General features: G+C 53.5%; 13 protein-coding genes. 8 read left to right on the forward strand and 5 right to left on the reverse strand.

Annotated features, from left to right (window positions below; all coding sequences use genetic code 11):
• Nucleotides 1–9 precede the first annotated feature (9 nt).
• On the reverse strand, nucleotides 10–1,716 hold the full coding sequence (gene fliF, locus KIK84_RS04245) for a flagellar basal-body MS-ring/collar protein FliF (protein WP_214121753.1): 1,707 nt from the start codon (nucleotides 1,714–1,716) through the stop codon (nucleotides 10–12).
• A 132-nt stretch (nucleotides 1,717–1,848) separates the two neighbouring features.
• Between fliF and fliE the strand changes: the two genes are divergently transcribed.
• Entirely contained in the window at nucleotides 1,849–2,160 is a 312-nt protein-coding gene (fliE, locus tag KIK84_RS04250; protein ID WP_214121754.1) for a flagellar hook-basal body complex protein FliE, read from the forward strand.
• Between the two features lie 15 nt (nucleotides 2,161–2,175).
• On the opposite strand, the gene KIK84_RS04255 is transcribed toward fliE, so the two are convergent.
• From KIK84_RS04255 to KIK84_RS04270, 4 genes are all read right to left on the reverse strand, one after another.
• Entirely contained in the window at nucleotides 2,176–2,475 is a 300-nt protein-coding gene (locus KIK84_RS04255) for a flagellar protein FliT (RefSeq protein ID WP_214121755.1), read from the reverse strand.
• Between the two features lie 10 nt (nucleotides 2,476–2,485).
• Nucleotides 2,486–2,905, reverse strand: coding sequence for a flagellar export chaperone FliS (fliS, locus tag KIK84_RS04260; protein ID WP_214121756.1), 420 nt, complete (start codon nucleotides 2,903–2,905; stop codon nucleotides 2,486–2,488).
• Between the two features lie 80 nt (nucleotides 2,906–2,985).
• Nucleotides 2,986–4,458 (reverse strand): flagellar filament capping protein FliD, encoded by a 1,473-nt coding sequence (gene fliD / locus KIK84_RS04265; RefSeq protein ID WP_214121757.1) that lies wholly within the window; start codon nucleotides 4,456–4,458, stop codon nucleotides 2,986–2,988.
• A gap of 156 nt (nucleotides 4,459–4,614) precedes the next feature.
• Nucleotides 4,615–6,096, reverse strand: a complete 1,482-nt coding sequence (locus KIK84_RS04270; RefSeq protein WP_214121758.1) for a flagellin N-terminal helical domain-containing protein — start codon at nucleotides 6,094–6,096, stop codon at nucleotides 4,615–4,617.
• 433 nt (nucleotides 6,097–6,529) lie between these two features.
• Between KIK84_RS04270 and KIK84_RS04275 the strand changes: the two genes are divergently transcribed.
• The 7 genes from KIK84_RS04275 to KIK84_RS04305 all read left to right on the forward strand — a co-directional run bounded on the left by KIK84_RS04275 (nucleotide 6,530) and on the right by KIK84_RS04305 (nucleotide 12,147).
• Nucleotides 6,530–8,047 carry a flagellin N-terminal helical domain-containing protein gene (locus KIK84_RS04275; protein WP_214121759.1) on the forward strand — a complete coding sequence of 506 codons (1,518 nt, stop codon included), beginning with the start codon at nucleotides 6,530–6,532 and terminating at the stop codon, nucleotides 8,045–8,047.
• Nucleotides 8,048–8,218: 171 nt separating this feature from the next.
• Entirely contained in the window at nucleotides 8,219–8,545 is a 327-nt protein-coding gene (gene flhD / locus KIK84_RS04280; RefSeq protein ID WP_214121760.1) for a flagellar transcriptional regulator FlhD, read from the forward strand.
• A gap of 39 nt (nucleotides 8,546–8,584) precedes the next feature.
• Nucleotides 8,585–9,124 carry a flagellar transcriptional regulator FlhC gene (gene flhC / locus KIK84_RS04285; RefSeq protein ID WP_214121761.1) on the forward strand — a complete coding sequence of 180 codons (540 nt, stop codon included), beginning with the start codon at nucleotides 8,585–8,587 and terminating at the stop codon, nucleotides 9,122–9,124.
• Nucleotides 9,125–9,231: 107 nt separating this feature from the next.
• On the forward strand, nucleotides 9,232–10,089 hold the full coding sequence (gene motA / locus KIK84_RS04290; protein ID WP_214121762.1) for a flagellar motor stator protein MotA: 858 nt from the start codon (nucleotides 9,232–9,234) through the stop codon (nucleotides 10,087–10,089).
• Between the two features lie 27 nt (nucleotides 10,090–10,116).
• On the forward strand, nucleotides 10,117–11,043 hold the full coding sequence (gene motB, locus KIK84_RS04295; protein WP_214121763.1) for a flagellar motor protein MotB: 927 nt from the start codon (nucleotides 10,117–10,119) through the stop codon (nucleotides 11,041–11,043).
• Nucleotides 11,044–11,107: 64 nt separating this feature from the next.
• Nucleotides 11,108–11,497, forward strand: a complete 390-nt coding sequence (cheY, locus tag KIK84_RS04300; protein WP_214121764.1) for a chemotaxis response regulator CheY — start codon at nucleotides 11,108–11,110, stop codon at nucleotides 11,495–11,497.
• 2 nt (nucleotides 11,498–11,499) lie between these two features.
• The gene (locus KIK84_RS04305; RefSeq protein WP_214121765.1) at nucleotides 11,500–12,147 is read left to right on the forward strand and encodes a protein phosphatase CheZ; all 648 of its coding nucleotides are present in this window, start codon (nucleotides 11,500–11,502) and stop codon (nucleotides 12,145–12,147) included.
• Nucleotides 12,148–12,242 lie beyond the last annotated feature (95 nt).

Raw genomic sequence — 12,242 nt, forward strand, 5'->3', positions numbered from 1 at the left:
CATTGTGCGTCAAGCAGTTGCTGGCGCATCTTCTCCGTTGATCCAGGCTTTGACAATATTGGCCACGGCCGCAGGGTTATCGCGGGTAAGTTGGCGAGCCTCATTCAAGCGCTTCTCAGCCTCACTCATTTCAGCGCTCATCTCCTCGTAGCTAGCGCCGTTGGTCAGGGCTGGGCGATCCGGTTGTTCGGCCTCCAGCGCATCCAACTGACCACCTTGCAAGACCTCGGCCAACTCGGCAGATGAGGTGGTTTCTACCGGCTTGAACATGGCTTTCATCACAGGTCGCACCACCCCAAAGAGCACCAGTGCAGCCAAGGCCAAGGTACCCAGTGGCCAAGCCGAGTTTTTGGCCAACTCAAGCATCTCGGGCTTTTGCCACATTGGCAGAGCTTCCACAGGTTTTTCAGGGGCAAACGCTGCATTGATAACGTTGACCGAGTCCCCACGGTCTTGGCTATAGCCCACAGCCTCACGAACCAAGGTCGTCAGTTTTTCCAGCTGGGCATCGCTCAGCGGCTCATTGGTCGTTTTGCCTTCGGCATTGGTCACCGGTTGGTGATTCACTACCACGGCTGCGGTAATGCGTTTGATGACACCCGATGCACCGCGCACCACCTTGACAGTTTTGTCCACCTCGTAGTTGGTGATGCTTTCTTTCTTGCTGGTGGAATTCGCACCCCCGGCAGCTTGCCCCGTTGCTGCTAGAGTTTGGGCCTGTCCATTGATGGGGGCTGCACTCTGAGCAGGTGGTTGGTTGGTGGTAGCACCCGGAATACCCGTCGGTGGCGTGGGTTGCGCACCGCTGCCACTTTCCACAATCTGCTGGCTGCGTACGGCAGCCGTATCAGGCGTTTGGTTGGGGTTGTGCGACTCGGTGGTCGATTCGGTTTGGGAGAAATCCAAATCCGCTGTCACTTGGGCACGCACATTTTCCTTGCCCAAAACAGGCTCCAAGATGTCCAAGATGCGTTTGTTGTACAGCTGTTCTACCTGCTGCACATACTGCAATCGCTCTTCATCCACACCACTGGCATCGGGCTTTTGAGACAGCAACTTGCCGCTGTCATCGAGCACGCTCACGGCATCGGGCGAGAGCTCAGGTACGCTGGAAGACACCAAATGGATGATGCCGGCAATCTGGTTGCGGTCTAGGAAATAGCCACGTTTGAGGCCAATCAGCACCGAAGCCGATGGTTTTTGCTGCTCACGAAAAAAACCATTCTGATTGGGAATAGCCAAGTGCACGCGGGCACTCTCTACCGCCGCCATGGACTGAATTGAGCGCGTCAGCTCCCCTTCCAAACCACGCTGAAATGTCAACCGCTCTTGGAACTGCGTCATGCCAAAGCGATTGGATTCCAACATTTCAAAGCCAGACACCGATCCCTTGGGCAAACCTTGGGAGGCGAGCTTGAGGCGTACTTCGTGCACTTTGTCGGCAGGAACCAAGATGGCACCGCCACCCTCACTGTACTTGTAGGGCACGTTCATGGCCGACAACTGGGCTATGACAGCACCACCATCTTTATCAGACAGGCTGGCATACAGCGTGCGCCACTCCGTCTGGCGTCCCATGATGACGCCGACGATGACGATGACAACGAACAGCACTACCCCGACCGCCAAGCGCATGCGCTTGGGGCGCTCCAATTCTGCAAAGCGTTGCAGCAAATTGGGGGTGGTGGGAATGGTGGCAACGGTATTCGTATCCATGCAGCCGATTATTCAAATCAGCTCACAGAACTTGAGGGGAAAAAGACCGACTTTTACCGTCTATTTCGCATCTATGGTGGCAAGGGGCTCCACCTAGGATTGCGCCACATTGCAACCGTACAGGTGCCCACTATGGACGTCAAACTAAGCCCGGTATCTTCACCCCTGCGAACCAGCAGCACCACTGCCACTCGCCCTATGACCAATGCGCAAGGCACTGGCACAGGGTTTGCCACGGCTTTTCGCGATGCTCTACAAAATGTCAGCGCCCAACAAAATGAATCAACGCGGCTGCAAGAGCAAGTGCAGTTGGAAAACCCGAACGTGAGTTTGGAAGAAACCATGGTTTCCATCCAAAAAGCCCAAATCGGCTTTCAATCCACTCTGCACGTTCGCAACCGACTGGTGCAGGCTTACACCGACATCATGAACATGCAGGTGTAACCCTGTCCCTCTCACTCAATGCAAAAACGCTGGTGTACTTTCTGGATACTCATCCAACTGCGCCAACCACGGCTCTGCCAAATTGCGTATCTGTGCATCGTTGCGCAATATGCGCTGCATGATGCGCGTCTTCTCCACCCGCTCCAAAGGGCCTAGCTCCTCTGTTTTGGCTCGGTGACGCAACTGCTCAATGAGCACTGCACACGCCCCCTCACAGCGCATGACCCCCTCCCAATCTTGGGCTTTAGCGGCTTCCAGCATCCGCAAGCTACTAGCCTCTATCGCCCGGTAAAAGTCAATCAAAACGCCAGTCATGGTGACCTCCTCAGGCTGCGCGCACCAGCTGGGTAGAGGGTACTTTCATTTCTTTCCACCCCGACGCAACGGGGGCAATTAATTGGCTGACCTCATCCAAACCTGCTTCATCGTTTTTGGCATTGGCCAAAACCAAGCGACGGATGCAGTAGTCGTACAAGGCATTGAGGTTTTTGGCGATTTCACCACCACGCTCCATATCCAAAGGGGCTTTCAAGCCTTCCTCCAAAATACGCAGCGCTGCGTTGACTTGGTAGCACTTGCCTGTGATGTCTTGGGCTTGCAGAGCAAGCTTGGCACAAGCAAGGTGGCGTTGCAGGGCTTCAAACAGCAGTGTCACCAACTGGTGTGGATCAGCCATGGCTACGCTGGCTTCCACACTGGCTCGTTTGTAGGCGGCGGCAGAACGGGTATTGACTGAGCTGTACATATCTCGATCCTCGGTTGCTTGTGAACTAGGTATCGGCATGCTGGCCAGAAACTAAAGGGGCAATTTGCAGCCCCTGTGCATCAGTCTTTGGATTTGTTCCAATTGGTCACTTGCTGGGACACATAAGCATTCAAAGCATTGAGGCTGCCCATCTTTTTGTCCAGCTGGGTGTACTGCTTGCGCAGGCGGGCTTCGGTCATGGCCACGCGGTCATTGAGACGCTTTTGATCGTCTTGGTTGTGCTCCATGTCTTTGTCCAAGGCTTTGCTTTTGCTGCTAACCACCCCATCGGCAGCGATAGCTCCGCGCGCGAAGTCTCGAAACTTGAGTGCAAAGCCATTGGTCTGCGGATTCTTGTTGTCTGCCGTGAAGAGTTTTTTCAATTCCTGCCCATTGTTGGCTGCTTGGCCAAACTTGGCTGTATTCATGGACAAAGAGCCATCCAGTTGGCGCTCGACCCCCACCTCGGACAAAGTGTGGTACTGCCCCCCTTCGCTGCTGGAACCCGCAATGGTGCGCAGCAAATTGAGCATGCCAACCACGCCCGAGTCACCCTGAAAAGTACCTGCCTGCTTGCTTTCAGGATCGTATTTGGTCACTTCAGTCAAGGTTTGCGACAGAGTGTTGTATGCAGTAATGAAGTTCTGCACATTCTTCACTGCCACAGTCACGTCCTCACTCACCGTGATAGTGACAGATCCACTGGCAGCATCTTCAGCCTTACTGGGGGTCAACAAAGCGATGCTGACGCCTGGAATGTTGTCATCCAAGTTGTTGTTCTTGGAGCTAACTTCCACACCGTTGATCAGCGCTTTGGTATCACTGGCTAGCTGGATATCACCCGCATCGGATCCCGCCATCCCCACTGCACCGTATGCGGGATCAAAAACCAAGCGCGACAAATCTGCCCCTGCAGGGTCAAGTTTCTCATCAGGAATATCCGCTTGGATGCGAAAGCCCGCCTCTGCGCCCATGTCTTTGGAACGCATGAGCAAGCGCTCTTTGTCGCCATCGCGCAAAACGGTGGCCACCACCCCGGCATTGGCAGCATTGATCTTGCTCGCCACCGCGGACAAGGTATCTGATGCCGTGACCTTGATGTCTATGTCTTTCCCTGATGGTGCAGGCTTGAAACTGTAGCCCTGCTGCCCCTGATTCCAAGAACCCAAGCGCACGGTCAACGTTCCCTCACCCACGGGTTGACCGGAATCAATAGCCGGAGATGCCACCGATTGCTGCTTGGCCAGTGAGAGCACCTCTAGGTTGAATGAGGTTGGAGCCGCATTGGGCTTGACCGTCACTGTCGCCACACTTTCATTGGATGATGTGCCTTTGCGCGCGCCCCAGCCTTCAGGGCTATTCATGGCGTTGGCGGCATCAGCCAAGGCGGAAAACTGGGATTTTATTTGTCCAAAATCCGAAATTTGGGTTTTGATGGACTCGGCCTTCTTCTGCATCCCCTGCAGCGGAGCCTTCTCCACCGTCACCAGTTTGGTGATGATGCCTTCGGCATCCAGGCCACTGCCCACACCCACTGATGAGATGGTTGCCATTCACTCCTCCAAGTCGCACGTAGCAGCGGATTGTGGAGATGGACAACGTCAGCAAAGGGCGGAAAAGCATGGCTTTTCCATGGCAAAAAGCGGCAGATGCTTGCGCATCCGCCGCTGAGATGCCCTGCAAAGCGGGGCTAATCCGACTGACTGCGATTAACGCAGCAAGGACAGCACGCTCTGTGGCATTTGGTTGGCCTGAGCCACCATCGCTGTGCCAGCCTGCGACAGCACTTGCGAGCGCGACAGGTTGGCAGTTTCTTGCGCAAAGTCGGCATCTTGAATACGCGAGCGGGAGGCGCTCATGTTTTCCGAACTGACTTGCAAGTTGGAGATGGTGTTCTCAAAGCGGGACTGGATCGCACCGAACTTCGCACGTTGGCCGTTGATCACTTGCAAAGCAGCGTCCACGGTCTTGAGCGCATCGGTAGCACCGTCAACTGTACTGATATCCAGTTCAGCAACCGACTTCAGCGTAGAAGTGGTGGACTTCAGTGCTGTGGTGTCGGTATCGGCCACCACGGCAAACGACTTGTCCGAGTTGAGTTCCAAATGGCCCGATGTGACGCTGTCGCTAGTCGTGACACCATTGGATGTACCCAAAACCACCGCAGAACCCACTGCAGTACCAGTGCTGTCCATTTTGGTCACACTGACATTGCCAGCGCTAGGGGTATCAGTCAGGCTGACGGCCAAGTCATTACCAGTAGCATTGTTCAAATCAATGCCACTGCCATCCTTGTTCACCATGGCGGTGACACCTGTCTTACCAGCTTGGTCATTGATAGCCTGCACTGCTGCAGCCAAACCATCTTTGGTGTTGACTGATGTCAGCGTGAAGTTCACGCTCACGGCGGTGCCGTTGTCGGAACGCAAAGCCAAGTTGTACGAGCCAGTGGTATCGAACTTCAACTGGGCATCAGTACGGGCTGTAGCCTTCACACCAGTAGAGCCTGCCTTGTCATTGATCGCCTCGGCCACAGCTTTGGCTGTGGCGTTGGCTTCCACATCCACACTGGCTGTACCTACGCTGCCCGCAATATTGATCTTGCCAGCGCTCATACCGTTATTGCCCCATGCTGCTGCAGCGCTAGCCACACCAGCATTGGCACCACCCACTTGGTTATTGCCGTACTTATTGGTACTGAAGTTGGCTGTTTGGGTAGTAATCGTCTGGTTGGCATTGGCACCCACTTGGAAAGTGGCGGAGCCCATGCTGCCATCGAGTAAGGTCTGACCGTTGAACTGGGTAGTTTTGGCAACACGATCCAATTCAGAAGTCAGCTGACCGACTTCAGCGTTCAGCGCAGCACGGTCACTGGCACTGTTGGTCGCGTTAGCGGCCTGCACAGACAGTTCGCGGATACGCTGGAGCATGTTGCCCATAGAGCCCAATGCGCCTTCAGCGGTTTGCGACATGGAGATACCGTCGTTAGCGTTGCGGCTAGCTTGGTTCAAACCGCGAATCTGCGACGTGAAACGCTCGCTGATAGCAAGGCCTGCAGCATCGTCCTTGGCACTGTTAATGCGCAAGCCCGAAGACAGACGTTGCATCGATGTGCCCAGGGAGCTTTGGCTGGCTGTCAAATTCCGCTGAGCCGTCAACGAGTTGACATTGGTGTTGATGATGGCTGACATTTCGATCACTCCTGTAAAACTCAAAATTTCCGGCGAAATTGCCGATCCCAACGCCAGTGTTACCACTGGCACCATGACCGGCGCGCCACAACCTTGACGCCCTCCGGACGACGGATCCTCTGAGCATCCGTTGGACTAGTTTTCGGGTGTCTTGAAGAAAACTTTAGGCTTTTTTTGCAAGGTCGCTAACACGGCTTGAAAAGCACCAAATCAGCAAATGCGGGGTATTTACCCGCCATTTCTGCAAACCTAGGGTTTACCCCTATTAAGAAATTTCCCTCACCAGCAATTTGGCGGGTTTTTCCACGCTTTATCCCCGTTATAGAAAAGTTGGCGATCTCCAGAATTCGGTCATCGAAATCCAAAGCCTGCAATGTATGCAGGCGTTGCCATCAGCCATTTCGCTGATGTTTGTCTAACTAGGAGTTACGCAATGGCCTCAACGATTAACACCAATGTGCAGTCGCTGAATGCGCAGAGAAATCTGGCAGCTTCGCAAAGCTCGCTGGGTACGTCCATGCAGCGCTTGTCGTCGGGCTTGCGTATCAACAGCGCCAAGGACGATGCAGCAGGTTTGGCGATCGCTGAACGCATGACCTCGCAAGTACGCGGGCTGAACCAAGCGAGCCGCAACGCCAACGATGGCATATCTCTAGCGCAAGTGGCCGAAGGCGCCTTGGGTAGTGCATCATCTACCTTGCAACGCATTCGCGAACTGGCAGTTCAATCGGCCAACGCCACTAACAGCGCCAGCGACCGCGCAGCGTTGAACGCCGAAGTAAACCAGCTCAACGCCGAATTACAACGCATCGCACAAACCGCGCAGTTCAACGGGCAGAACATTTTGGATGGCAGCTTCACCTCTGCTACCTTCCAAGTGGGTGCCAATGCCAACCAAACCATCATCGCCACTACGGGTGACTTCCGTACCAGCAAGTACGGTAACTTCCGCATCGGTTCGGATGTCGCTGCCACTGCTGGCGGCCCCGGTGATTTGGTTATGGGCTCGGTAGCTGGCTTGCGCAAAACACAAAGCACTGCCGTCGCAGACATAAACGGCGCAAGTCCAATGGTTGCAGACCCCACCTTCCGCATTGATGGTGGTGCAGGTAGTGCGGTCATCGGCATCACAGAAGGTCAATCGGCTCGGTCATTGGCAGCTGCTATCAATAGCAAAGCGGGTACAACAGGCGTTACAGCGTCAGCGCATACACAAACTGACCTGACCAACTTCCAAGCGCACTCAAGCTATACCTTGCAGTTACGCTCCAATAACGGCACACCTACATCCATCTCCTTCAGCGTGGGCAACCTCACACCCGATGGTCTGTCTGCAGCCGTTTCCGCATTCAATGACAAGAGCTCATCTACCGGAGTTTCTGCACGCATCAACTCCGATGGCAACGGGGTTACCTTGGTCAACGAGTCGGGTGAAGACATTGTGCTGGCCAATACCGATGGAGGCAGCACGCTGAACGTTGGTGAAACAACCATTCCCAATGGTGGCAATCTCGCTGCCTACGTAACAGGTAGCTTGACCTTGGATTCGGATCGATCATTCGGTATCGCCGCTGCCGATCCGGGCGGTTCAGGAGCCAGCTTTTTCTTAGCTGCATCTGCAGCCAGCCAACTGCAACCAGTCGACACGCTGGATGTGACCACGGTGGAGTCATCGACCCGTACATTGAGCACGGTTGATGCAGCGATCTCCGTGATCGCAGCCCAACGCGCCAAATTCGGTGCTCTGCAATCACGGTTTGAAAGCACCATCACCAGCTTGCAAACCATGTCGGAAAACGTCAGTGCATCGCGCTCACGCATTCAAGATGCCGACTTTGCCCAAGAAACAGCCAACTTGTCACGTACCCAAATCTTGCAACAAGCAGGGACAGCTATGGTGGCGCAGGCGAACCAGTTGCCACAAGGGGTGCTGGCACTGCTCAAGCAATAAGCTTGGGCGGTAATGCCCTCTTTTCTGATCTTGTAAGACTTTTTCCGACACACATTACCGGAATACTGACACGAGGATTAGCTTTCTTCTGATTTCAGCCAACAGGGTGAAAAATCAGAATTCAGTTCATGGCGATTCATTCGAATCACCTCCAACCACAAGGAGTCCACCATGAACAACGAGCAACTTTTGGCAGAGATCCGCGAAGCCAACATGACCTACCTCATGCTGGCGCAAAACCTCATCCGCCGCGACAAGGCTGAGGCCCTGTTCCGCTTGGGCATGTCCGAAGAGGCAGCCGACCTGATCGCCGCCCTCTCCCCTGCACAAATCGTTCGTATCGCTTCTATCAATATGTTGCTGTGCCGCTTCCGAGTGGACGACGACATGGTTTGGAGTCTTCTGACCAACCACTCTCCCAGCAAAGTGGACAACGACGCCACGACCAAGCTGCACGCCAGCATTCTGATGGCTGGCCGCTACGGAGAAGCTGTCTAAGCCACTCCCCACTGCAACGATTGAATAGGAAGAAGCACCATGGCAACCGCAAAAAGCGTCCTCAACGACTCCAAACAAATCGAACGCGCAGTCGGCCTGATCCAATTAGGCGCACGCCTGCAAGTATTGGAAAGCGAAACCGACCTGTCCTACGAGCGCCTTTTGCGTCTGTACAAGGAAGTGGCGGGACGCTCTCCCAGCAAAGGCCAACTGCCCTTCTCCACCGAATGGTTCTTGACGTGGCAACCCAATATCCATGCCTCCCTGTTCCAAAACATCTATGAGTACCTGACCAAGGTCAGCGCCATGGAAGACATCGATGCCATCATGGCGGCCTACCGCTTGTATAGCGAGCAAATCACCGCCTGCGCTTTAGAACCATTGTTGTCGGTGACACGGGCTTGGCGACTGGTGAAATTCATTGACAACAACATGCTGTCCATGACCAAGTGCTGCAAATGCGGTGGTCATTTTGTCAGTGAGCCATACGAGACATCTCGCCACTTTGAATGCGGTTTGTGCAATCCTCCTGCACGTGCAGGCAAAGGCGGTACAAGCTCAGGCATTCTGTTGCATTAAATCACCACCTCAAGCTGGCCGTGTAAGTGACGATATGGTAGAAAAGGCCTGAAAAACCATTCTTCATCGTTATTAGGGAGTCGGGCACAGCCTGACACAATGAATCCATGTTCGTCATCATTGGCTGGCTCATCTGTCTTGGTTGTGTTTTTGGTGTCTTTATTGCCCACGGCGGCAATATAGGCGTGGTGCTATACGCCCTCCCGTTTGAGTTGATCACCATTGGGGGTGCCACCATTGGTGCCTTTGTGGCCAACAACCAGATGAAGGTCATCAAAAAAACCTTGGCTGGTCTGGGCGCTTGCTTCAAAGGTAGCAAATACACCAAAGACCGCTACATGGAACTGCTGGCCTTGCTGTTTGACATTTTGCAAAAGGCCCGTAAAGAAGGCCTGATGGCCATCGAAAAAGACGTGGAAGAACCCGAGCAATCGGAAATCTTCAAAAAATATTCCACGGTGGGTTCAGACCACCATGTCGTTGAATTCATCACTGACTACCTGCGCATGATGGTCTCAGGCAACCTCAATGCCCACGAAATCGAGTCATTGATGGACAGTGAAATCGAAACCCACCACCACGAAGAACATGCTGCAGTGGCAGCAATCCAGCGCATAGCAGGTGGCTTGCCTGCTTTTGGCATTGTGGCTGCGGTGCTGGGAGTGGTGAACACCATGGGTTCAGTGGGGCAACCACCTGCTGTACTGGGCGGCATGATTGGCTCGGCACTCGTTGGTACCTTCTTGGGCATTTTGCTGGCCTATGCCTTTGCTGAACCACTGGCCGGTTTGTTAGAGCAAAAGGTCGAAGAATCTGGCAAAGAATTCCAGTGCATCAAGTCCACCTTGCTTGCAAGTATGCAGGGCTACAACCCTTCTACAGCTATTGAATTTGGCCGCAAAGTGCTCTACTCCACCGAACGTCCCACATTCGTCGAGCTAGAAGCCCACGTGAAGAAAAAATAAGCGCCAAACACAGAGGGAATACAGACGGTGGCAGACGGCAAAAAACTACAGCCCATCATCATCAAGCGGGTCAAAAAAGGCGGCCACGCTGCGCATGGTGGTGCGTGGAAAATCGCCTATGCCGACTTTGTAACAGCCATGATGGCGTTTTTTCTCTTGATGTGGCTGCTGGGCAGCACCTCTGAAGGGGACAAAAAGGGCATTTCCGACTTTTTCCAAGCCCCCATCAAAGTGGCCTTAATGGGCGGCCCAGGAGCAGGTGCCAGCAGTTCCCTCATCCCTGGCGGCGGTAAAGACATCACCGAAACCGTTGGTCAATGTAAAAAAACGGAAAATGCCGACAAACGCGGGCGCGACTCTGAACAAGAAAAAAAACGCAGCTTGCGTGCCCAGCGCGATTCGCAAAACTTATCCAAACTCGCATCCAAAATTGCAGCCAGCTTCTCCAACAATCCCAAAATGGCGGAGTTTTTGTCGCAAATTCGCTTGCAAATCACCCCCGATGGTTTGTTAATTCAAATCGTGGATGACCAAAAACGCCCCATGTTCGACAGCGGCAGTGCCACGGTTAAGCCGTATATGCAAGCGATCCTGCAGGAAATCGGTTCTGCATTGGCTGAAGTGGATAACCGCATCAGTCTCGATGGACACACAGACAAGGCAGGTTATGCTAACGCATCACGCGGTTATAGCAACTGGGAGCTATCGTCTGATCGCGCCAACGCGTCACGTCGTGAATTGATCGTCGGTGGCATGCCATTGGAAAAAATTGCCCGCGTGGTTGGTATGGGCGATAGCCAACTTTTAGAACCCCATGATCCCTTGGCGCCTGTTAATAGGCGTATCAGTATTTTGGTGATGACAAAAGAAGCAGAGGAAAGGCTACTAGGCCGACCTGTAGACTATGCAATAAATGATACTTCCAGCAACCAAACTGCAGAGAAGAAACCATAACAAGATCAATTTTCCGTCATACTAGACACGTTACACCTTCAATCACTGGTTAGAGGCTACTTTTATGTCCAAAGAACTGCGCTTTCTCATTGTTGATGACTTCTCAACCATGCGAAGAATTGTGCGGAATCTGCTCAAAGAGAGTGGCTATGCCGATGCAGACGAAGCAGAAGACGGAGTCGCTGCACTCCAAAAGCTGCGCAATAGCAACTTCGATTTTGTCGTCAGCGACATCAACATGCCCAACATGAATGGTTTTCAGTTGCTGGCAGAAATCAAAAAAGACGACAAACTCAAACACATTCCCGTTCTGATGGTGACTGCTGAAGCACGTAAAGAAGACATCGTTCTCGCGGCCCAGCAAGGCGCATCAGGCTACATCGTCAAACCGTTTACCAAAGCCACGTTGGAAGACAAGGTCAACCATATCTTGACCAAGTTGGGGCTGAAATAACCATGACCAGTCCGGCAGACAACCCATCTCAGCTGTCACCCACCGAAATTCACCAACAACTGGGAGCGCTGACTCGCCAGTTGCATGACTCTTTGATGGGGTTGGGTGTAGCTGGTCTGGCCGACAAGGTGCGCGATTGGGCTGATGAGTTGCCCGACGCAAAAAGCCGTCTCTCGTACATTGCAAAACTCACTGGGCAAGCCGCCGAAACCGTGCTAAACAAGGTCGATGAGGCCAAAAACCAGCAAGAATTTATCGCCGCCGAAACCAAACGCATGCAAGAGCTGCTGGTCAAAGACCCGGTGGCTGCGGTTGCCAAAGGCGAGGTGATGAATTACCTGCAGAGCATGGCGGACATTAACGCCAAGGTGGACGCCAATCTCACCGACATCATGATGGCCCAAGACTTCCATGACTTGACCGGCCAAGTGATTGCCAAGGTGGTTCAATTGGCCTCTACTATCGAAGAGCAGTTGGTGCATATGCTTGTGCAAACAGCACCTCCAGAAGCCCAACTCAAAGCGAGCGCAGCCACTGGTGGGGAAATCGTTCCTGCACTGGCTGGTCCCGTGGTCGATGGGCAAACCTACCAAGAAGTCGTTACCGACCAATCGCAGGTGGACGACCTCTTGGCAAGCCTAGGCTTCTAAGCTCCGCAAACCCTAAAAAGCGCTGGAAACCCAGCGCTTTTTGCACTTTAGAAAAACAACCTGCTGGCCACAATGGTAAGAACTTTGAGAGTTCT

Source organism: Curvibacter sp. CHRR-16 (assembly GCF_018474005.1).
GTDB lineage: Bacteria > Pseudomonadota > Gammaproteobacteria > Burkholderiales > Burkholderiaceae_C > Allorhodoferax.

What these genes read in the sequence shown, in the direction of transcription:
- fliF (WP_214121753.1), bottom strand. Translation starts at nt 1,716, where the DNA reads ATGGATACGAATACCGTTGCCACCATTCCCACCACCCCCAATTTGCTG.
- fliE (WP_214121754.1), top strand. Translation starts at nt 1,849, where the DNA reads ATGGACGTCAAACTAAGCCCGGTATCTTCACCCCTGCGAACCAGCAGC.
- KIK84_RS04255 (WP_214121755.1), bottom strand. Translation starts at nt 2,475, where the DNA reads ATGACTGGCGTTTTGATTGACTTTTACCGGGCGATAGAGGCTAGTAGC.
- fliS (WP_214121756.1), bottom strand. Translation starts at nt 2,905, where the DNA reads ATGTACAGCTCAGTCAATACCCGTTCTGCCGCCGCCTACAAACGAGCC.
- fliD (WP_214121757.1), bottom strand. Translation starts at nt 4,458, where the DNA reads ATGGCAACCATCTCATCAGTGGGTGTGGGCAGTGGCCTGGATGCCGAA.
- KIK84_RS04270 (WP_214121758.1), bottom strand. Translation starts at nt 6,096, where the DNA reads ATGTCAGCCATCATCAACACCAATGTCAACTCGTTGACGGCTCAGCGG.
- KIK84_RS04275 (WP_214121759.1), top strand. Translation starts at nt 6,530, where the DNA reads ATGGCCTCAACGATTAACACCAATGTGCAGTCGCTGAATGCGCAGAGA.
- flhD (WP_214121760.1), top strand. Translation starts at nt 8,219, where the DNA reads ATGAACAACGAGCAACTTTTGGCAGAGATCCGCGAAGCCAACATGACC.
- flhC (WP_214121761.1), top strand. Translation starts at nt 8,585, where the DNA reads ATGGCAACCGCAAAAAGCGTCCTCAACGACTCCAAACAAATCGAACGC.
- motA (WP_214121762.1), top strand. Translation starts at nt 9,232, where the DNA reads ATGTTCGTCATCATTGGCTGGCTCATCTGTCTTGGTTGTGTTTTTGGT.
- cheY (WP_214121764.1), top strand. Translation starts at nt 11,108, where the DNA reads ATGTCCAAAGAACTGCGCTTTCTCATTGTTGATGACTTCTCAACCATG.
- KIK84_RS04305 (WP_214121765.1), top strand. Translation starts at nt 11,500, where the DNA reads ATGACCAGTCCGGCAGACAACCCATCTCAGCTGTCACCCACCGAAATT.